Source organism: Pseudomonas sp. GL_103 (assembly GCF_057835175.1).
Window position 1 is genome coordinate 3,394,414 of sequence record NZ_CM174420.1, and the last position, 21,130, is coordinate 3,415,543.

Genomic DNA, 21,130 nt, shown 5'->3' on the forward strand with positions numbered 1-21,130 from the left:
ACCCTCCCCGCTAAAACAGCGGATAGTCGGCCAGCGGCATCGGCCGCCCCATGGCGACCCAATCACGGTACAGCCGGACTCGATCCTCCAGCACCACGAACAACCGGAACGGATTCTGCGCATCGCCCATCCGCGTTTCGACACACTGCCGCAACCAGCCCCATAACTCTTCTGACGCATCCGCGTCCTGCAGCAAGCGCCACACACGCGCCTGCAGGGACCGATAGCCGACCTGGAAATCCGCCGTCAGGCTCAATCCATCCATGACCCGGAGCAACGTACTACCCGATGGTTTGACGGCCAATCGTTGCCAGATCTGTTGCCGCGCCTCGCGCACACTTTCATCGCCCTCCTCCAGCCAGGGCGTCGCACTGCCATAATCGGCACCCGGCTCACTCAGCCATAGATTGATACCGGTGCGTTCGCGATGATCCACCAGACGCAACAACGTCTCTTCATCCGTCAGCGGATTACCCCACAGTTTCACCCTATCCCGGGAGACCGCCTGAATCAGGGTCGCGTAAGGAACCCGGCTGATCCGGTTGCCTCGCAAGTCGAGCGAGGTGAGGTACGGCTGATCGGCAATGCCAATCGGGCAACGGCTGATCCCGGTGTTTCTCAGGTTCAACACACGCAACTCATTCATCCCCAATACCACGGGCGGAACAGTCAACGGGTTGTCACTCAGCTCCAGCGTTTGCAAGCTCGACAGATCACGAAACTGCGAAGCCGTGTTCTCTTGAAGCTGAAGAAAGGTGGACCTCAGGTTGAGCGTTGTGAGTCGAGTCATTTGCCGAACCGGTGGAGGCAATACCCCCTCCAGTACATCGTCTGCATTGAGCCGACGCAGATCCACGCGTTCCAGGTTCAGGGAGTGCAGATTGGGGAAGCTTTCGAGAAATGCGTTCAGGCTTTCGCGTTCGATAAGGTGCAGGCCCTGCATCGAAAGCTCGACGACTTCATTGAAGCGAACGTTCATTGTCGGCAAGCGATGGAAGTCCTCGTACCCCAGGTCCAGCCTGTAACCGCAGCACACCTCGCCGGACATGACTCGATTGATCTGGGGCGGGCATTTTTGCCAGATGCTCATCAGCTCGTCGCCCAGTTCATTTCGCGTTTCACGCTCGTTATCGATCACGGTTTGCAGCAGTTCGACATTGTACGCCGCCACCTGCTGAGGACTCATGCCCGCTGCGGCGTCATCGCCCACCGCCAGAAAATCCACGTCCATGTCATCGACATCCAGCACGGTCTGGTCGACCCAGTGGCGCAGATCGGCATGCAACTGCCGCACTTCGAGAGTCAGGCGATCCACCAGCGCTTGCGCCCGGGCACCTGCCATCAGGAGCAACTCGTCCACCTGGGCATCGGTGAATTCCGGATACAGATCCTTGACCTGCATGCGCATGATTTCGTGAGCCAGCACAGCGCCCTGTGGCGTGTTCGGAAAGCCGCCGCCGCGCAATCCCCTGGCTTCGAAGGGCAACCGCGAATCCATTCGATTCAAGCCGAGTATCAGCTCGGAGCGAGATAAGGCGTGCCCGCCAATGCGCAGGCGCAATTGGCTGGCCGAGTCGGGCGAGCTTAACGACATCGCCGCGCGTTCCTTCCCTGACAACAGATCGACCAGCGCGGCAAACAGATCCGAACCCTCGCCGTCGGTAGCCGCCACCGTGGTATACCGGCAGCGGTCACCGACCTTGATCAAGCGCCGGCAATCCGCCGAATCGAGCGGGCCGCAACGGTCCAGGCCCCGGCCACTGATTGACCTGTCGAGCACTTCGATGCGCAAGCCTTTCGGCCAACCGGGCAGGCGGTGCAGTGAATGCAACGCCAGGACATCGGAATCGGGATGGCTGACCGAACGCAAGTACAGGCCCTCGTAGGCCCGGTTGAGTCGTACATGCTGCTGATACTCGCGCGCCTTGTTATCCAGGCGTTTGAACAGTTGCAGGGCCTCGTCAGCGTCGACGGGCCGATCGATGTCGACCCCCGAACGATCGAGGATCTGCTCCACGGCACTTTTCGGCAAACCTTGGTATTCGCTCTGAAACAGGCGAATCCAATCCTGGTCCGAGTGTTGGAGCGCCTGATAGCGGGCGTTGAACAATCCGGCTCGTGCTTGCGGATCGGCGACGGCTTCGAGTTCCTGATCGAGCTTGAAACGAGTGATGGTGTCGGCAAGCATCGGCGTCGGCGCGCGACCGGTCTGCATCAGGCGCAGCATATCGTCGTCGACCGTGCTGACCCGGGCGATCTGCGCCAATACCTCATCACTGAAGGCCGCAAGCGGTGCGCAAACGCCTCGCATCAGCTCCACACGTGTCGACACCGGTGCCGAAACCGATCCGGGTATGGGCTGGACCGGCGTTTCGGGATGCGGCTCTCCCCCCGGCTCGTGCAGCGTTCCGGCGATTTTTTCTTCGCCCTTGAGTGCCGCCACCGCCCCGGCCAGCGGGAGCGCATTGAGCAAGCCGAACACCGTGCGCGTCACGCCCTCGGAGCGCTGCCCCGGTGTTTTACCGTTGATGGCCTGGTCGAGGCCGTAACCGGCGTCGATCAGCCCAGCCAGCACCAGGACGCCCTCACCTCCCGGAATGAACAATGCCAAAGGCCCGAGCCGGTTGATCCACTGCACAAGCGGTTCCACCACTGCGCTCAGGTTGTCGCGATTGACCTGGGCATCGTCACGGATGGTTTTGACGCTGGCCATGGAGGCCTGCTTCATGGTCAGCACCAGTTGCGCGAACGGGTCGGTGTCGGCTGGCGCACGCTCAAGGTCGATGTAGTCCTGCGGGTCCCAGAAACCGTCGTTGTTGAAGAACCCCGCGTTCTTTGTCAGCCAGTGTTCCCTCGGGTAGACCGACATGCCCTCCAACGCCGTCAACACACCCGCATGGAAAGTGCCGTCTTCACGATCGTCCTCGGCAAAATGCGCGACCAGCGCTTGCCGTGTGGCGGCAACCTGGCCTTGAGCCACGATCCATTGGCGCAGGTGCGGCAAGTCGGCGAATTCATGCAAGGGTGAGGAGTTGCCGGGGATATTCAACAAGACCCGGCCGCTGCGGCGGTGGCGGTAACACCAGATATCGTTCGATGTGTAGCGATAGATCGTCAGCCGCCCGACCTCGATCGGCGCATTGACGCGAGTGGGCGCCTGCACCTGATCGATGGTCAACGCACTCCAGGCCTGCTCCGCTGGCAAACCGACGGCCTGCATGGCCAGGGCCAGGCCTTCCTGACTCAAACTGCCCTCCTGATGTTGCAGACAGGCGCTCATGATAAAGGCGGCCCTGGTCGAGGTTCTCAGGTCGAAAGGCGCCGCCTGGACGATTCGCTTATCGGAGGGCCAGGCGCTATCAAGGTAAGCCTGATAGCGGGTCTGCAGATCCAGATCCCATACCCACTGTTTGAACGCCGCCGGCCTCAGGGTAATTTGCGTTGCCGGCCCGTACACCTGGGGCGCAGTCCGGCGATAGATGCCTTCATAGGTGTGGTGGTTGCCATTGCCGTGGTCGGCGAATTCATCGACATGCTCCACGATGCGAATGGACGGGCCGACATCGGGCGGTGTGAACAAACCCAATAGGCTTTCGGCAAAACGCCCGTCACCAACGGTCTGGTAGTTCGCCAGCAACGCCTGCACCAGGGTTTGCGAGTTTGCCACCTGGCCTTGCTCGATACCGTCCTGCGGCGAGTGCCCGCGGTAACGGTAATCCAGAGTGACCAACAGGGCGTTTTGCGGGTCGATGTCTTGCCCCCACTTTTCCTTGATCAGCTGTGCACCGAACTGCTCGGGAGACTGCGGCAAAGCCGCGCTCACCACAGACTCCAGTGTTTCGCGCAGCGGCGCAGGTTCGGAATGAAGCGGTGTCTGATGGTCATTCATGTGCATTCCATGGCAACTGTTTTTGGAACACCAACATAACCAGCCGCGGCCTTGCCGAAAGCAGGAACGGTCGCCTGCTGCCTACAGAGATTTCGCCGGGCCGTGGAGGACATCGGGTAAAAATTCGCAGGCAAAAAAACGGGACACAAGTCAAACTAACTGACCGACCAGATAAACCGCAACGCAACAATAATTTAAAACTTGAAAATCCCGGCAATACATTCCCCGCGCAGCTTTCTAATCTTTCGCGATAGAGTTTAAAAACCTAACTAACCGCAAAAGGATTTTGCACGATGTATATTTCCGATGAGGCCCGCAACTCCGCATTCAAAACACTTTGGAAAGAAGAAAACTTTAGTTATCTCGCCATTTTATACTGCGATACCAATGGCGATATTGGCTACACCCCCATCAAGACTGACAACACTATTATCTATATTGAACACGAAGAATGGCCAAACATTGATCATGTTCGTTTCAAGAGCCTCGAGAGCCTGCTTGATGCTCTGGAGTCAAATGGTTTTAAACAGGTTCCTGGTATGATGGACAGCATCGAGCTGCCATGGTCTTCATATCCTGATCTCCCGACTACATTACAAGAACAACTCAATAAACCCGGGATGTTTATGCTCGACCGCAAATATAGTTTCCAGTTTCAGTTTGATCCTTTCTCGTCAAGACATGTGGCGTTTCCAATATCGATTGATGACGATAGTGTTTATCTGAAAAAAGGAATGATCAGCGCTATGGATGAAATTCGCTTTGCCGACGTCGACTCGCTGATCAAAGCGACGGCCACTTATGGCGATAATGGTAGGATCCTGGGTTGGAATGTCAGAAACCGTCTTGTCCGAACTCCAAAAATAACATGGCAGCACTGAGCAACGGATAAACACCAGCCACCTTAAGGTTTTAGTCTCGATAAAAAAAGGCCTTGAACATTGCCTGCATGACATCGTTCAAGGCCTTTTAACCGTTCATGGTACAAAAGCGGGCAATGGCGGTTATCCGATTGAACGCATAATTACCAGAAGCGTTGCTGGGTCAAACGGCTCCACCAGCTCAGCAGCACGCGATCGACCGAGCCGCTGGCGGCCATGCCGATGCGTTCCTGCAGGCTTTTGCGTTCGGCGTAATGCAAGTGATAGAGCTCGGACTTGCTGGCGCGCTCGGCGAGGTATTCATCGCTGGTCTTGAGTTCGTCGACCAGTTGTTTGTCCAGCGCCGCGACACCGAGCCAGATTTCACCGGTGGCCACTTCATCGATCGCCAGTTGCGGGCGATAGCGCGACACGAAGTTCTTGAACAGTTGATGGGTGATGTCCAGGTCTTGCTGGAACTTCTCCCGGCCCTTCTCGGTGTTTTCGCCAAACACGGTCAGGGTGCGCTTGTATTCACCGGCGGTCAGCACTTCGAAGTCGATGTCGTGCTTTTTCAGCAAGCGGTTGACGTTGGGCAACTGCGCCACCACGCCAATCGAGCCGAGGATCGCGAACGGTGCACTGATGATCTTCTGCCCAATGCACGCCATCATGTAGCCACCGCTGGCCGCGACCTTGTCGATACACACGGTCAAGGGCACGCCGGCCTCACGGATACGCGCCAGTTGCGAGGAGGCCAGGCCGTAGCTGTGAACCATGCCGCCACCGCTTTCCAGGCGCAGCACTACTTCGTCCTTCGGTGTGGCCAAGGTCAGCAAGGCCGTGATTTCGTGGCGCAGGCTTTCGGTGGCCGATGCCTTGATATCGCCGTTGAAATCCAGCACGAACACCCGGGACTTGGCCTCGGGTTTTTTCTTCTGCTTTTTGTCGGTTTTAGCCTGGGTCTTGCGCAAGGCCTTGAGCTGGTCCTTGTCGAGCAAGGTCTGCTCCAGGCGTTCGCGCAGCTCTTTGTAGAAATCATTGAGCTTGCTAACCTGCAACTGGCCGGACGACTTGCGCCGCCCCTTGCTGCGCAAGGCCGCAAAACTGGCCAGGACCACCAGAATGGCAATCACCAGGGTCACGGTCTTGGCCAGAAATATGGCGTACTCGGAAAAAAACTCCACGGGGACTCCTCAAACGATGCGCGGCTTGAACGCGCGCGGGATACCTCCAGCATACCCATGCGCCGACCTTGCGACCAGCCGTGAAAGCTCTGGCAACAGGCCTGTAACGGGCATTTCAAACAAGCGTATGTTTTTTCATTGACAGCACACCGCCATCCTCATAACCTCGCCAAACCTTCAACGTACCGGGAAGACGCGGACGTGGGCAGCATCTATTTGATTCGACATGGCCAGGCCTCCTTCGGTGCAGACGACTACGACGTCCTGTCGCCGACCGGCATTCGTCAGGCTGAAATCCTTGGCCGGCACCTGGCCGAACTGGGGATCAGCTTCGACCGCTGCCTGGCGGGAGACCTGCGCCGCCAGCAGCACACAGCCAACAGCGCGCTGGAGCAATTCGCCGCGGCGGGCCTGCCAGTGCCGCTGCTGGAAACCGACTCCGCCTTCAACGAGTTCGACGCCGATGCGGTGATCCGCGCGCTGTTGCCGGCCATGCTGCCGGACGAACCCGAAGCCCTGGAAATCCTGCGCAACGCCGCGCAAAACCGCGGTGAGTTCCAGCGTATCTTCGCCCTGATCATCGAGCGCTGGCTGGCCGGCACCTATGACACACCAGGTCTGGAAAGCTGGCTGGGGTTTGTCGAACGGGTGCAGGCCGGCTTGTATCGCATCCTCGACCAGGCCGACAACACCCAGAAAATTGCCGTGTTCACGTCTGGCGGCACCATCACCGCCCTGCTCCACCTGATTACGCAAATGCCTGCCCGGCAGGCCTTTGAATTGAACTGGCAAATCGTCAACACCTCGCTCAACCAGCTTAAGTTTCGTGGTCGCGAGGTGTCCCTGGCTTCCTTCAACAGTCATGCGCACCTGCAACTGTTGAAGGCCCCGGAACTCATCACGTTTCGCTGAGTCCGGACTATTGTGACCCTGGCTGTAATCACCCAGCTCTTATTACCCAAGAAAGGATCGAACCATGACCTCCGTAGCTGATGCCGTACAAGCAATGAAAGCCAAGTTCAACCCAGCCGCTGCCGCCGGTCTGGACCTGGTCTTCGGTTTCCGCATCGACGACACCAAGAACTTCTCGCTGATCGTCAAGAACAGCACCTGCGAACTGCAGGAAGGCGAGAACCCGGACGCCCAGGTGACCCTGGTGATGGACGGCGAAACCCTGGAAGGCATCGTCGACGGTTCGACTGACGGCATGCAAGCGTTCATGGGCGGCAAATTGCGCGCTGAAGGCGACATGATGCTGGCGATGAAACTGTCCGAACTGTTCCCGTCGTAAGCACCTGGCTCCCGAACTTCGGGGGCGTGCCTGCCGCAAACGAATCCCGCCCTTAGTGGCGGGATTCGTCGTTTTTGCCCCCTCGCCACAGCTTCTGTGGTGCTCTTACAATGTCCGCACTCCCCACACCGGCCACCCCATGGACATCGACCTCGCCCGAACCTTCCTCGAAATCGTCCGCCATGGCAGCCTGGCTGCCGCTGCGGAAAAACTCCATGTAACCCAGACCGCGATCACCGCGCGGGTGCAAAAACTCGAGAGCCAGCTGGGCAGCACCCTGTTCGTGCGCAATCGTGCCGGCGCCCGCCTTACGCCCAACGGCGAAGCGTTCGTGGTGTACGCCAATCAACTGGTGCAAACCTGGGAAGCCGCGCGGCGTGATTTGCCGTTGCCCGAGGGTTATCGCGATGTGCTGCACATCGGTGGCGAGGTGAGCCTGTGCAACCCGCTGATGCTCGGCTGGGCCGGCGAAATTCGCAAGAACATCCCCAGCCACGCCCTGCGCATGGAAATCCGCGACGGTGAAAACCTGCTGCGGCAACTGGAGTTGGGCGTTCTGGATGCCGCGCTGGTGTATCAGCCCGAGTATTGGCCGCGTCTGCAGGTCGAGCAGATTCTCGAAGAAAAACTGATTCTCGTGCGCCAGGCCGACAAGCCCGATCCTTACGTGTACATCGATTGGGGCGCTGATTTCCGGCGCCAGCACGACGCCGCGCTGCCGGAAAAAGCCAAGGCTGCGCTGAGTTTCAATCTCGGTCCGCTGGGCTTGCAGTACCTTCTCGAAAACGGCGGCAGTGGCTACTTCCGCACCCGTGTCGTACAAAGTTATCTGCAAAGCGGCGCCCTGGAACGGGTGCCCAAGGCGCCGGAATTCAGCTACCCGACCTATCTGGTCTACTCGCGCGATCATGACTCGCCGACGCTGCAACACGCCTTCGACCTGCTGCGCAAGGTCATCGACTCCGACGAAGACTGGTCGCAGCGCTGGGATCCGCTGACCTGAGACCGGTTTGCACCGGATCATGGCCGTTGTGTCCTCAAGGTTCGGTCCGTCAAGTCACCGGGATCGGCTAATCTGAAAGGGATAACAAAAACGACAGGTGATTGCAGTGAGGCAGACCACCGAAGGATTCCGCAGCCGTTACCGCGCCGACATTCATCCGCTCTACAACCCCTGGCTACATGGCGCGTTTGTCCTGGTGTTCGGGGCAGTGGCGATCAGCGCTTTCTGGAGCAACGTACATCAGGTGCGGCCAGCGGAATGGCTGGCGGTGCCGGTCACGCTGCTGTTGTTCAACCTCGGCGTGTACATGGTGCATCGCCACCTGGGACATCATAAAAAGACCTTCGCCCGGCTGTTTTATGCCCGTCACGCCGTCGACCACCACAGCTTTTTCACCCCCGGCCACATGACCTACGACAGCGCCCGCGACTGGCGGGTGATCCTGTTTCCGGCGTGGCTGATCGTGCTGCACACCCTCGCCGTCGCCCTGCCCCTCTGGTGGCTGCTCAAGCACATCAATACCAACGTCGCCGGATTGGTCGGCGGCCTTCTTGTCCTCGGTTACCTGACCTACGAAGTGTTCCATGCCTGCGAGCACCTGCCGTCGCGCAACCTGCTCACACGGCTGCCGTGGATCCGCCAGATGCGCCGGCTGCACGAACTGCATCACCGCCGCGAATTGATGCAGGAGCGTAATTTCAACATCGTTTTCCCGCTGATGGACTACCTGTTCGGCACCCTCTATTGGGAGCCGAAACCTGAGCCGCTCAACCCGACGAGAACGCCCATGACCCGCATGCAGCATCAGATTGTCATTACCGGAAACCCGGTCCAGGTACTTGCCTACGCCAGCACCGTGACCCTTTGGCCGCAATGGCATCCATCGTCACTGCGCATCGACGGGCCAAAAGGCCCGTTGCATGCCGGCGCACGTTTCGAGGAAGACATCCGTGCCGGCGGGCGCGACGGGCACTTGCGCTGGGAGGTGGCGGAGTACCTGCCCGGGCGGCGCTGGAGCGCTGAGGCCCGGGGTGATCACGGGCTGTCGCTGATGGTGACCTATGAATGCGATGCCACAGGCGAGGACACACGCTTCGTCCGCACCCTGGAGTATCAATTCAGCGGCCTGACAATGCGGATTGCCAATCGGTTGTTGCTCAAACGGCGCATCGATCGGGAATCGGCGGCGTCGATGCTGGCGTTGCGCGACATGGCGCAGAAGTATCTGGCGGCGACGGGGGTCGGCGCGTGAGCAGAACCTTCAAATGTCTGTTGCTGGCCATCGTCGTTATCGGCGCCTTCCTGTTGCTGATGCCGACCAAGGTGCGACCGGTGGCCTGGACACCACAACCTGCGCCGTCCCTCACCAGCGGAATCTACGCCGACAATCAGCGGCTAAAGGGGGTGGAACGCGTCGGTGCCGTCGACATCGACGGGCCGGAAGCCTTGTTGCTGGAAAGCGACACGCTCATCACCGGCCTGCACGACGGTCGCCTGATCCGCACGAGCCTGGACGGCAAGACCACCAAACTCCTGGCCGTTACCGGTGGCCGGCCACTGGGCCTGGCCCGGCATCCCAATGGTCTGCTGGTGATCGCCGATGCCGTCAAAGGCTTGTTATCCCTCGACGCCCAGGGGCGTCTGGTGGCCTTGACCACAGAAGCCGGCGGCGTTCCCTTCGGTTTTACCGACGATGTGGTTATCGACAAACCTGGTCACTACGCTTATTTCAGCGATGCTTCGAGCCGCTTCGGCTATGGCCACGACGGTGAGGCCGTGATCGAACACGGCGGCGACGGTCGACTGCTGCGCTACGACTTCCAGACCGGCAAGACCTCGGTTGTGCTGGATAAGCTGGAATTTGCCAACGGCGTGACCCTGGGACCGGACGATGCCTATGTCCTGGTCAATGAAACCGGTGCCTACCGCATCAGCCGTTATTGGCTCAGCGGTCCGAAGGCCGGCACCCATGACCTGTTTATCGACAACCTGCCGGGGCTGCCGGACAACCTGTCGTTCAATGGCCGCGACCGCTTCTGGGTGGCACTCTATGCCCCCCGAAACCCCTTGCTCGACGCCACGGCGGCGCATCCGTTGGTACGCAAGATGATCGTGCGGGCCATGACTGTCTTGCCCAAGCCCGTGGAAAAACGCGGATTTGCCCTGGGCCTGGACCTTGATGGCAAAGTGATCGCCAATCTGCAGGACGGCAGCAAAAACAATTACTCCCCCATCACCACGGTGCGCGAGTATGGGGACTGGCTGTACTTCGGTTCGCTGAAAGCGCAGAACATGGTGCGATTGCCGTTAAGCAAGGCATTGCAATGAGCAGTCCACCTGTCTGAATTCACCGCAGAACCAATGTGGGAGCGAGCTTGCTCGCGATGGCGCCGGGTCAGTCAACACATGCATTGCCTGTCAGCCCGCTATCGCGAGCAAGCCCGCTCCCACATGGGACAGCGTTCAGTTCACCGGGATATTTTGGCTGGGTCATGAGGCACCTCGTTGTGAGCCGTAACAGCGGTCTCTGGGCATTCGAGGTGCCGTTTTTTTTGTGCCATTTCAACTGTTCAGCCACCGGTCGTCGGTGGCAGGCTGGTGGGTCAGGACGACGCGCCAAGTTGCTTGACGATCTTGTCCTTGACCAGCAGACGAGCCTCCTTGAGTTTCCTTACGGTGTCATCGTTGGACTTGGCCTCCTCTGCTTTCACCACTTCGGCATCCGCCTGGGAATACTTGTTAAGCAGTGAATCCAGTAACGGATCCTTGGTGCGTTTCTGCTGGACTTCTTCCTTTGAGCGTTTCAGATCCTGATAAAGGTCATGGGGCACCGGCATGGAACACCTCCGTTTGTTGATCGGCAGCGAAACGCGATCAATTGCGTTCACCAACTATCAGAATGGCCTCGGTTAGCCCGTTCTGTCGACCACCTGTCAGACCAGCGGCGTCCGTTCGTCGTCCGGCCGCACAGGTGATAAAAACCTTGCCTGCGCCAGCGCCTCCAGCGGTTTCAGCCGTTGAGCACCATGCGCACCATCTGCCTGAGTGCTTCGGGATTGTAGGGTTTGCTCAACAGGTGGGTGTCGGAGCTGAGCTGGTGATTGCGCGAGATGATGTCGCGGGTATGCCCCGAGGTGAACAGTACGGCCACCGGTGGCTCCTGCACTTTTGCCCAGGCCGCGAGGTCCGAACTCTTGATCAGGCCGGGCATGACCACATCGGTAAATATCAGGTCCACCGCCAGCCCTTCCAGCAACATTTGCATGGCCACGTCACCGTTGGTGGCCGTGAGGACTTGATAGCCCTCTTCGCGCAACAACTCCACCGCCGACACCCGCACGGCCTCATTGTCCTCGACCACCAGGATGCGTTCGTGCCCGCCCCGTTGCGGTACATCAGGGCCCGGCGTTTCGCTGGGTGCCGCGCGCAAAGTGCGCGGGAAGTACAACTGCACCCGGGTCCCCCGCCCCACGTCACTGGCGATTTCGATATGACCGCCACTTTGCTTGACGAAGCCAAACACCATGCTCAGACCCAAGCCGGTGCCCTGCCCGTCAGCCTTGGTGGTGAAGAACGGCTCGAATGCCTGGGCCAGCACCTGCGGCGGCATGCCGACGCCTGTATCCGTCACGGACACCCGCACATAGTCCCCGGGGGAAATGCCCTTTGCAGCACAAAATTTGCGATCAAGGACGATGTTTTCCGCGCACAGGTCAATCCTCCCTTCGCCTTGAAGGGCGTCACGGGCATTGATCGCCAGATTGAGAATGGCGTTTTCCAGTTGATTGCGATCGACAAACACATTCCAGGAGTCTTCGGGTGCCGCCATGTGAACCTGAAGGGTTTCACCCAGGGCGCGCAACAACAGCTCCGCCAGGCCATCGAAAATCTGCCGCAAAGTGAAAACCGCGGGCGACAACGGTTGGCGACGGGCGAATGCAAGCAATTGCGAGGACAGCTTGGCACCGCGCTCGACGGCAGCGATCGACGCCGAGACCCGGCGCTGCACATTGGCGTTACCCGGCTCATGGCGCGCCAGTAAGTGCAGGTTGCCGGCGATCACTTGCAACAGGTTGTTGAAGTCATGGGCCACACCGCCGGTGAGGCCGCCGATGGCTTCGAGTTTCTGTGACTGGCGCAGTTGCTCTTCCGCCGCCAGCCGCGCCTCGACCTCATCGGCCACCCGCTGTTCAAGGTTGCGGGTGAACTTGAGCAGGGACTCTTCAGCGGTCTTGCGCTCGTGGATATCGATCAGCACGCCGGGGAAACGAAACGCCTCACCCTGCTCATTGAACTCGCAACATCCACTGGCGAGTACCCAGAGGTAACTGCCGTCGGGGCGCTGGATCCGGTATTCGACGTTGTAGGACTCGCCCGTTTCGACCGACAGTGTGAGTCGTTCCTGAACCCAACTACGGTCATCCGGATGGATCCGGCTTTCAGCGATTTCCTGGGACAGGTTTTGCAGGTCTTGCCCGGGTGGATAAGAGAGCGTGCGAGCGAAGCGCTCGTCACCCGACAACACATTGGCCTTGATGTCCCAGACAAAGGAACCGAGCAGAGCACCGGCGTTCAGCGCCAGGCGTACCCGTTCGTTGTCGGCGCGGTAGGCGTCTTCCGCCACTTGTCGCCGTTGCTCGGATATCACCCGCTCCGTGGTTTCCACCACCATGGACATGACCCCGGCCGGACGTCCGTCATCGTCAGCCACGGGGCTGTAATAGAGGTCCATCCAGACATCTTCCGGAACTCCGTCACGCAGCAGCACCAGTTCTTTGTTGCGATAGGACAAGGTGCCGCCCGCCAGGCAGGTGTCGACCACGTGGCGATTGAATTCGGCGACTTCCGGCCAACCCAGTTCCACGGCAGAGCCGAGCAGGTACGGATGACGCCCACCGGCAAACTTCGAGTAGGCGTCGTTGTAAATCATGTACCCGGACTGGCCCCAGAGCATCACCATCGGCAGCGGGGACGCGAGCATCAACTGCACCGCGCTGCCAAGGCTCCTGGACCATGAATCGAGCGGGCCAAGTTCGGTCAGGCTCCAGTCGAACGCACGAATTCGCCCGGCCATTTCGCCGTTCCACCCGGAGCACCCGTGGCTATCCTCTAGAAACTGCATCGGCTGGCTCTATCCCGGTAAGTTGCACCCGTCTGTTTCGAGCATCCTGCACGCTATTCGTTTCATAGAGGTATAGCTGATTCTCGCGGGCCACTGGAGATCCCTTGTGGGAGCGGGCTTGCTCGCGAAGGCGGTGTGTCAGAAGACATCGATGTTGACTGTGCCACCGCTTTCGCGAGCAAGCCCGCTCCCACAATTTAGTCCTCAGTAACCGAAAGACCGTGCACTACACCTCGATCAAGTGCTTGAGCGGGTTGGAACTGCTTTTCAGCGTGGCCGCGACATCCAGAATGGCCTTCTCGATGCCATTCAAATGCATGCAGGTCAGCTCGATGGCCGCGCTCTGGTTGCCCGCTTCGATGTACTCGATCAACCGCAGGTGTTCGTCGTCGCGGCAGGCCTCGTGGCTGTCGTCATCCAGCGCCGCGGCGTACAGCGACGCCCGGGAAATCAGCTTCTGGAACCAGTCGAGCAACACCGGGTTGTTCAGGCTGCGGGCCAGTTTGATGTGGAACTCGCCGAGCAGGTGAATCAGCCGTTCGTGATCACCGCTCTGATGCGCTTCATCTTCCAGCAGCAAGTGATCGCGCAGGTCCTGGGTCACCGCCGTATCACGACGACGGCACAGTTCGCTGACGATGCCGATCTCGACCAGGCGCCGGGTTTCGAACAGCGAGCGGATCTCTTCGTCACTGGGCAACGACACCGACGCACCTTTATTGGGCTCGGTGGTGACCAGTCCGTCGGCCTCCAATTGCTTGAGCGCGGCCCGGACAGACGTGCGACTGACATTGAACAGCTCGGCCAAAGAGGCTTCGCCGAGCTTCATGCCCGGACGCAACGAACGCTTGCTGATCGCCTCGTAAACCCCTTGGTAGACGCGGTCGACCGTGGTTTCCAGTTTCTTTTCCGTCATTCATCAACTCCTTGCGCCCTGTGCAACCGACCCTGGCGAATGAACAGCCATTGAAAAAGGGGCTTGCACGGGCAGATTAATCCGGGTATTTCTAAATTGCATCCAGATTTTGCATACAATAATTAGAGGAATGCACCATAATGGGTCATCCAACAGCAATCGAAGTGCGAAACGTCTCAAAACGATATTCCGACGATCCGGGGCTGGCACCAGCCCTCGATAACGTCTCGGTGGACATCGTCGACAACGAATTCTTCACCCTGCTCGGCCCCTCCGGCTGCGGCAAAACCACCTTGCTGCGCACTATCGCCGGCTTCGAGCATGTCAGCGACGGTGAGATCCGCCTCGCGGGCGAGCCGGTCAACGATTTGCCGCCGTTCAAGCGTCGGGTCAACACGGTGTTCCAGAGTTACGCGCTGTTTCCACACATGAGTGTTGCGCAGAATATCGCCTTCGGCCTCGAGATGCAGGGCCTTGATCGCAAACTGATCCCGCAGCGGGTCGATGAGATGCTCGCACTGGTGCAAATGCAGCACCTGGCCAGGCGCAAACCGGCCGAACTGTCCGGCGGCCAACAGCAACGGGTGGCTCTGGCCCGGGCCCTGGCGCCAAAACCCAAAGTACTGTTGCTGGACGAACCGCTGTCGGCCCTGGACCTCAAGCTGCGCAAGGAAATGCAGGTCGAACTCAAACGCGTGCAGAAAGAAGCCGGGATCACCTTCATTTTCGTCACCCACGACCAGGAAGAAGCCCTGACCCTGTCCGATCGCATCGCCGTGATGTCCGCCGGCAAGATCCTGCAAATCGGCACGCCCAATGAAATCTACGAGCGTCCGCAGCATCAGTTCGTCGCGCAGTTCATCGGCGACATCAACTTCCTTCCCGGCCATATCAAACGTGGCCAGCAGAACGAAAAGCTCTTCGTGCCCAATGGCATGCCAGTGGAAATCCCCTGCCCGGCCCAGGGCTTTGACGGCAGCAGCGTGCAATTGGCGTTCCGCCCCGAGCGTTCGCAACTGGTCGAGCCGACGCAGCCGCATCACCTGCGCGGTGTGATCGAGGCCGTGCTGTATGTCGGCACGGCCACGCTCTATCAATGCCGCTTGAACAACGACATCAAGGTCATGCTGCGCGAGAACAACGAAGGCCTGAACCACGGGCGGGTGGTGGGCGATCGCGTCGCGGTCAACCTGCCGCCCCACGCCTGCCTGTTGATGGAGGCCTGAGATGAGCGTCAGCAGCACTTCCCCGGCCCTCAACCGTGCGCTGTTGCTCAGCCCGGTGGTTCTGACCCTGCTGGCCCTGATCGCCATTCCGCTGGGCATCATGGGCTACATCAGCCTGTTGCCACGCAACGTCTATGGCGGCGTCGACTGGCAGGCCGACTGGCAATTGCAAAGCTACGTGCAACTGTTTTTCCAGGAAGGTTTCGACGGTGAACTGGAACTGAACTGGGTCTACGCCCAGGCGCTGCTGCGTTCGGTGTTCCAGGCCGGTGGCACCACGGTCCTGTGTTTCCTGTTCGGCTTTCCGGTGGCGCTGTGGATGTCGAGCCTGACACCCCGTCGGCGCAACCTGATGGTGTTGCTGATCACCATCCCGTTCTGGACCAACCTGCTGATCCGCAACTACGCGTGGCTGATCATCCTGCGCGAACACGGCTGGGTCGCCCAGAGCCTCAACGCGCTGTTCCCGCAAGCCGGAGGCATCACCCTGCTCTACAACGACTTCGCGGTCAGCGTCGGCCTGGTCTACAGCTTCCTGCCGTTCATGATCCTGCCGATCTACTCGACCCTGGAAAAACTCGACTGGCGCCTGGTGGAAGCCGCCTACGACCTGGGCGCCAACCGCTGGCACGCACTACGGCGGATCATCCTGCCGCTGTCGATGCCGGGGGTGATCGCAGGTGCCTTGCTGGTGTTCGTGCCAAGCCTGGGTGCCTTCATTACCCCGGCGATCCTCGGCGGCGGCAAGACGCTGATGATCGGCAACCTGATCCAGCAGCAGTTCGGCACCGCGCGCAACTGGCCGCTGGGCAGTTCGCTGTCGTTCCTGTTGCTGGGGATCATGTTGCTGTCCCTGGTGTTCTACGCCCTCTATAGCCGCAATGCCGCCAAGACCCAACGCCCAGGAGCCCAAGCATGATCGCCCTGCACCTGAAGAAACTACCCCTGACCCGCGAAGTCAGCCTGTTGATGCTGGCCTATCTGTACCTGCCGATATTCGTGCTGATCGCCTACAGCTTCAACGCCAACCGCTCGGCGACGGTGTGGACCGAGTTCTCGTTCGACTGGTACGGACGAATCCTGGCCAACCCGTCGATCCAGACCGCCGCACTGAACTCGATCATCGTCGCCAGCATCGCCACGGTGTGTGCCACGGCAATTGCACTGCTCGCGGCGCTGGCGACCTACCGGCCGTTCTACGGACAGAAAATGGTCGAGGGCGGGATCAACCTGCCGTTGATCCTGCCGGAAATTGTCACCGCCGTGGCCACCCTGCTGCTGTTCATGGCGCTGGGGATCAAGCTCGGTCTGCTGACGGTGATCGTCGCCCACATCGGCTTCTGCATTCCCTTCGCTTACCTGCCGATCCGCGCACGGCTCAACGACCTGGACAAGAGCCTGCTGGAAGCGGCGAACGACCTGTACGCCAACCCGTGGCAGGTATTTCGCCGGGTGACCTTGCCGCTGCTGTGGCCGGCGGTGTTGTCCGGTTCGGTGCTGGCGTTCGTGGTCAGCCTCGACGATTTCATCATGACCTTCTTCGTCGCAGGCCCCGGTTCGACAACCCTGCCGGTGTACATCTTCTCGGCCATCAAGGCCGGGGTGACGCCGGAGATCAATGCGATTTCAACGCTGATGCTGGTGATTTCCATCGTGCTGGTGGTGCTGGCCTTCTGGCTGGGACAGCGCGGCAAACAACAATAAGCCTGGAGACTTCTATATGAGCAAGAAAGTGAAAAGCATCCGTTTCGCCATTGCCGGTCTGGCCTTGAGTTGCTTCACCGCGCTCACTGCGTTCGGCGCCCAGACCACCGAGCCCAAGGAACTGTTCTTCTACAACTGGACCGACTACTACCCGGTCGAGCTTTTGGCCAAGTTCGAAAAGGAGACCGGCATCAAGGTCACCATGGACGGTTACGACAGCAACGAAACCCTGCTGGCCAAGTTGCAGGCCGGCGGCGCGGCGTATGACGTGATCGTGCCGTCGCAATCGATCATGCGCACCCTGATCAACCAGGACCTGCTGCTGGAAATCGACGCCTCGGCCCTGCCCAACTTCCAGTACGTCAAACCGGCGTTCCGCGACCCGAGCTTCGACCCGGGGCGCAAGTTCTCGGCACCGTACCTGTGGGGCACCACCGGGTTCTCCTATGACAGCGCCCGGGTGCCCGGCGGCAAGCTCGACGACTCGTGGAAAGAGTTCTTCGAGCCGCGCAAGGAACTGCAAGGCCAGCTTGCGGCCCTCGACACCTCCAGCAGCGTGATCAACGCCGCCAGTCATTACCTGAATGTTGACGAGTGCAGCGAAAACCCGCAGGACGCCAAGCGCATCCTCGAACTGCTGCAAAAACAGAAACCCTTCCTGAAGATGTACAGCTCGGACAACACCGTCGACCGCATGGCCTCCGGTGAAGTGATCATGATGCAGAACTGGAACGGTTCTACAGCGCGGGCCACCTTGCAGAAGAGCACCATCAAATACGTGTATCCGAAGGAAGGCCTGGCGATGTTCCAGGACAACTTCGCCGTACCGAAAAGCGCACCACACCCCGGCAACGCGAAGATCTTCATCGACTGGATGATGAAACCGGAAAACGCCGCCGCCGTGTCCAACGCCATCGCCTACGACAACGGCATCCAGAGCGACAAGCTGATCGATGCCAAGTGGCGAGTGATGGACGCCATCAACATGCCCGACGAATTCGCCTCGCGCCTGCGTCCCGAGAAGGAATGCAGTAACAAGGCGCGGGAGCTGCAGGACCGGATCTGGGCCAAGCTCAAGGGCTGATCGTCTGACTTGAAACCGAGTCGCGGCCTTCGCAGGCAAGCCAGCTCCCACAGTGATTTGTGCTGATCACACATTTTGTGAACACCCCTAAACCCTGTGGGAGCGAGCTTGCTCGCGATGAGGCCCGCCCGAACGCCGCTGATTAGAAAACTTGAATGAGGTTTGTATGACCCAACCCCGCTGGCTACGCAACGTGCGCCCCTACGGCGGCGCCGCCGAAGACCTGCTGATCGAAAACGGTCGGTTCGCCCAACGCCGCCCGGCCTCGACCACCGAGCTGCTCGCCACCGACATCGACGGCCAGAACCAGTTGCTCACCCCCGCCCTGGTGGAAAGCCACGTGCATCTGGACAAAACCCTCTGGGGCCAACCCTGGCACCCCAACAGCGCCGGTCCGACCCTCAAGGACTACATCGCCAATGAACGGCGCATCCTGCGTGAAGTCACCGCGCCCATCGCGCAACGAGCCGGCGCCCTGCTGGAAAACTGCATCGCCCGGGGCTCACTGACCATGCGCTGCCACGTCGATATCGACCCGGAATTCGGCCTGCGGCATGTCGAGGCCATGCAGCAACTGCGTGAAAACTACCGCGACCTGATCGACCTGCAACTGGTGGTGTTCCCGCAGACTGGTTTGATCAGCCGCCCCGGCACCGCCGAACTGATGCGCGAAGCCATGGCCCTGGGCGTGGAGAACGTCGGTGGTCTGGACCCGTGCGGTATCGACAACGACCCCATCGCACAACTCGATTTCGTGTTCAAACTGGCCAGCGAGTTCGACCGTGGCGTCGACATCCACCTGCACGACAAGGGTGAGCTGGGCTTGTGGCAGATCGCCCTGATCGCCGACTACACCGAGCGCTTCGGCCGCCAGGGCCGGGTGATGATCAGCCATGCGTATTGTCTGGGGATGTTGCCGTGGAGCCAGGTCAAACCGGTGGCCGAGCGCCTGGCGACACTGGGTATTTCGCTGATGAGTTCGGCCCCGGCCGATTGCGCGGTGCCACCGTTCCTGGCCCTGCGCGAAACCGGTGTGAATGTGTGCCTGGGCTCCGACGGCATTCGTGATGCCTGGTCGCCCATGGGCAACGGCGACATGCTGGAGCGGGCGATGCTGCTGGCGTTCCGTTTCGATTTGAACAAGGACGAAGAACTGGCGGCGGCGTTCGAGGCGGCGACCGTCAACGGCGCCCAGGCGCTGGGTTGCGAAGCCAATCGCCTGGAGATCGGCCAGCCGGCAGATTTTCTGTTGATGCCGGTACAAACACTGGGTGAAGCGGTGGTTTCGCGGCCGCTGCGTCAGGTCTATCGCGCGGGTCAATTGATTGCTGCGGGTGGTCGCTTGCTGGACAGCCGTCTGTGAAGCGCATCGGCTTGCGCGCCAGTTGCGTGGTTGGTTTCGACGGCGCGCAGCATGTGCTATGGCGCGACGGCGAAGTGGTGTTCGAAGGCGCGCGCATTGAATTTGTCGGACGCAGTTATCCGGGTCCGGTGGATCAGTGGATCGATTACGGCAACGCGCTGATCGGCCCCGGCTTCATCGATCTGGATGCCCTGGGCGATCTCGATTCCACGGTGCTGACCCTGGACAACGGCGACGAGCGCGACATGGGCCGGATGTGGTCGGCGCAGTATCTGGCGCGTGGATCGCGGGAAAGCTACAGCCCCGAAGAAGAAGTCTTCAAATACCGCTACGCCTTCACCCAATTGATCCGCAACGGCATCACCACGGTCATGCCGATCACCTCGATGTATTACCGCGAGTGGGCCGAGACCTACGACGAATTTGCGGCGGTGGCGGGCGTGGCGGCCGAACTGGGGCTGCGCACTTACCTCGGTCCCTGCTACATGAGCGGCATGAGCTTCTGGCAGGCCGATGGAACCCTGGCGCACCACTGGAACGAAGCCCGGGGCATGGCCGGCCTCGATGCCGCCGAACGGTTTTTCCGGGATTTCGACGGCGCGCACAACGGCCTGATTCGCGGCGCGCTGCTGCCCGATCGCATCCAGACCTGCACCCCGGCGCTGCTGCAACGCACCGCCGCGCTGAGCCGGGAACTTAACGCACCGATGCGTTTGCATTGCTGCCAGGGCCTCGGTGAGGTGGCGATGGTCGAGCAACTGCGCGGCACCTCGCCACTGGGCTGGCTGCAGCAGCTTGGGCTTTTGAACCCGCGCAGCCTGCTGCCCCATGGCATCTACACCCGAGGCGATGACGACCTGCAACGGGTAGTGGATGGCGGCGCGAGCCTGGTGCATTGCCCGGTGGTATTTGCCCGGGACGGCGAGGCGCTGAATTCGTTTGGCCGCTATCGGGCCAAGGGCATCAACTTCGCCCTCGGCACCGACACCTGGCCGGCGGACTTGCTGGACAACATGCGCCAAGGCTTGAACATCGCTCGCCTGATGGAGGGTGGCAGCGAGCTGACCAGCACCCTGGACCTGTACAACGCCGCGACCCTCGGCGGCGCCAAAGCACTGGGCCGCGACGATCTCGGCCGTCTGGCACCGGGGTGCAAGGCTGACATCACCGTGTTCAACCTGCGGGGGATGCACCTGGGGCCGCTATTCGATCCTCTGAAAAATCTGGTGCTGGCCGGCCGTGGCGACGACTGTATCGCCAGTTACATCGACGGCCGTTGCGTGATGCAGGATGGCCAGGTCGAGGGCATCGACTACCCCGCCCTGCAACGCCAGGCCCAACGCCAATTCGAAAAACTGATGCGCAGCCACAGCGACCGGGCCTTTGGCCAACCGGACTGGAAAAGCCTGTTCCAGCCAGCCATCCCGTTCGCCGACGACTACAGCGCACAGGCGCCACTGAGCGCGATTGATCCACTTCTCTAGA

Annotated in this window: 17 protein-coding genes; 12 read left to right on the forward strand and 5 right to left on the reverse strand. The window is 60.3% G+C overall.

All coding sequences use genetic code 11. From position 1 onward, the window contains the following. Positions 1–10: 10 nt before the first annotated feature. On the reverse strand, positions 11–3,889 hold the full coding sequence (locus AC3IP0_RS15305; RefSeq protein ID WP_489315987.1) for a dermonecrotic toxin domain-containing protein: 3,879 nt from the start codon (positions 3,887–3,889) through the stop codon (positions 11–13). 293 nt (positions 3,890–4,182) lie between these two features. On the opposite strand from AC3IP0_RS15305, the gene AC3IP0_RS15310 reads away from it, so the two are divergent. Further along, positions 4,183–4,770, forward strand: coding sequence for a hypothetical protein (locus AC3IP0_RS15310; protein ID WP_489315988.1), 588 nt, complete (start codon positions 4,183–4,185; stop codon positions 4,768–4,770). A 143-nt stretch (positions 4,771–4,913) separates the two neighbouring features. On the opposite strand, the gene sohB is transcribed toward AC3IP0_RS15310, so the two are convergent. Next, entirely contained in the window at positions 4,914–5,936 is a 1,023-nt protein-coding gene (gene sohB, locus AC3IP0_RS15315) for a protease SohB (protein ID WP_489315989.1), read from the reverse strand. A 201-nt stretch (positions 5,937–6,137) separates the two neighbouring features. Between sohB and AC3IP0_RS15320 the strand changes: the two genes are divergently transcribed. From AC3IP0_RS15320 to AC3IP0_RS15340, 5 genes are all read left to right on the forward strand, one after another. Beyond that, on the forward strand, positions 6,138–6,848 hold the full coding sequence (locus AC3IP0_RS15320) for a histidine phosphatase family protein (protein ID WP_489315990.1): 711 nt from the start codon (positions 6,138–6,140) through the stop codon (positions 6,846–6,848). A gap of 64 nt (positions 6,849–6,912) precedes the next feature. Next, a complete protein-coding gene (locus AC3IP0_RS15325) occupies positions 6,913–7,227 on the forward strand; it encodes an SCP2 sterol-binding domain-containing protein (protein ID WP_007976511.1) in 315 nt (104 codons plus the stop codon). Positions 7,228–7,366: 139 nt separating this feature from the next. Then, positions 7,367–8,230 carry a LysR family transcriptional regulator gene (locus tag AC3IP0_RS15330; protein WP_489315991.1) on the forward strand — a complete coding sequence of 288 codons (864 nt, stop codon included), beginning with the start codon at positions 7,367–7,369 and terminating at the stop codon, positions 8,228–8,230. Between the two features lie 106 nt (positions 8,231–8,336). Then, complete coding sequence (locus AC3IP0_RS15335; RefSeq protein WP_489315992.1) at positions 8,337–9,482, forward strand: sterol desaturase/SRPBCC family protein; 1,146 nt, start codon at positions 8,337–8,339, stop codon at positions 9,480–9,482. Then, positions 9,479–10,558, forward strand: a complete 1,080-nt coding sequence (locus AC3IP0_RS15340) for an SMP-30/gluconolactonase/LRE family protein (RefSeq protein WP_489315993.1) — start codon at positions 9,479–9,481, stop codon at positions 10,556–10,558. The genes AC3IP0_RS15335 and AC3IP0_RS15340 overlap by 4 nt, the downstream gene beginning before the upstream one ends. A 275-nt stretch (positions 10,559–10,833) precedes the next feature. On the opposite strand, the gene AC3IP0_RS15345 is transcribed toward AC3IP0_RS15340, so the two are convergent. The 3 genes from AC3IP0_RS15345 to AC3IP0_RS15355 all read right to left on the reverse strand — a co-directional run bounded on the left by AC3IP0_RS15345 (position 10,834) and on the right by AC3IP0_RS15355 (position 14,268). Further along, positions 10,834–11,067: a hypothetical protein gene (locus AC3IP0_RS15345; RefSeq protein WP_223514375.1), complete on the reverse strand. Its 234-nt coding sequence runs from the start codon at positions 11,065–11,067 to the stop codon at positions 10,834–10,836. 173 nt (positions 11,068–11,240) lie between these two features. Continuing rightward, complete coding sequence (locus AC3IP0_RS15350) at positions 11,241–13,352, reverse strand: hybrid sensor histidine kinase/response regulator (protein WP_489315994.1); 2,112 nt, start codon at positions 13,350–13,352, stop codon at positions 11,241–11,243. Between the two features lie 226 nt (positions 13,353–13,578). Continuing rightward, entirely contained in the window at positions 13,579–14,268 is a 690-nt protein-coding gene (locus AC3IP0_RS15355; RefSeq protein WP_489315995.1) for a GntR family transcriptional regulator, read from the reverse strand. A gap of 140 nt (positions 14,269–14,408) precedes the next feature. Between AC3IP0_RS15355 and AC3IP0_RS15360 the strand changes: the two genes are divergently transcribed. The 6 genes from AC3IP0_RS15360 to AC3IP0_RS15385 all read left to right on the forward strand — a co-directional run bounded on the left by AC3IP0_RS15360 (position 14,409) and on the right by AC3IP0_RS15385 (position 21,129). Beyond that, positions 14,409–15,494: an ABC transporter ATP-binding protein gene (locus AC3IP0_RS15360; protein ID WP_489315996.1), complete on the forward strand. Its 1,086-nt coding sequence runs from the start codon at positions 14,409–14,411 to the stop codon at positions 15,492–15,494. A gap of 1 nt (position 15,495) precedes the next feature. Then, entirely contained in the window at positions 15,496–16,413 is a 918-nt protein-coding gene (locus AC3IP0_RS15365; protein ID WP_489315997.1) for an ABC transporter permease, read from the forward strand. After that, positions 16,410–17,198, forward strand: a complete 789-nt coding sequence (locus tag AC3IP0_RS15370; RefSeq protein WP_057714357.1) for an ABC transporter permease — start codon at positions 16,410–16,412, stop codon at positions 17,196–17,198. The genes AC3IP0_RS15365 and AC3IP0_RS15370 overlap by 4 nt, the downstream gene beginning before the upstream one ends. A 16-nt stretch (positions 17,199–17,214) precedes the next feature. Next, the gene (locus AC3IP0_RS15375) at positions 17,215–18,282 is read left to right on the forward strand and encodes an extracellular solute-binding protein (protein ID WP_489315998.1); all 1,068 of its coding nucleotides are present in this window, start codon (positions 17,215–17,217) and stop codon (positions 18,280–18,282) included. A 166-nt stretch (positions 18,283–18,448) separates the two neighbouring features. Beyond that, positions 18,449–19,645: an amidohydrolase family protein gene (locus tag AC3IP0_RS15380; protein WP_489315999.1), complete on the forward strand. Its 1,197-nt coding sequence runs from the start codon at positions 18,449–18,451 to the stop codon at positions 19,643–19,645. Continuing rightward, positions 19,642–21,129, forward strand: coding sequence for an amidohydrolase family protein (locus AC3IP0_RS15385; protein ID WP_489316000.1), 1,488 nt, complete (start codon positions 19,642–19,644; stop codon positions 21,127–21,129). Before AC3IP0_RS15380 ends, AC3IP0_RS15385 begins: the two co-directional genes overlap by 4 nt. Position 21,130 lies beyond the last annotated feature (1 nt).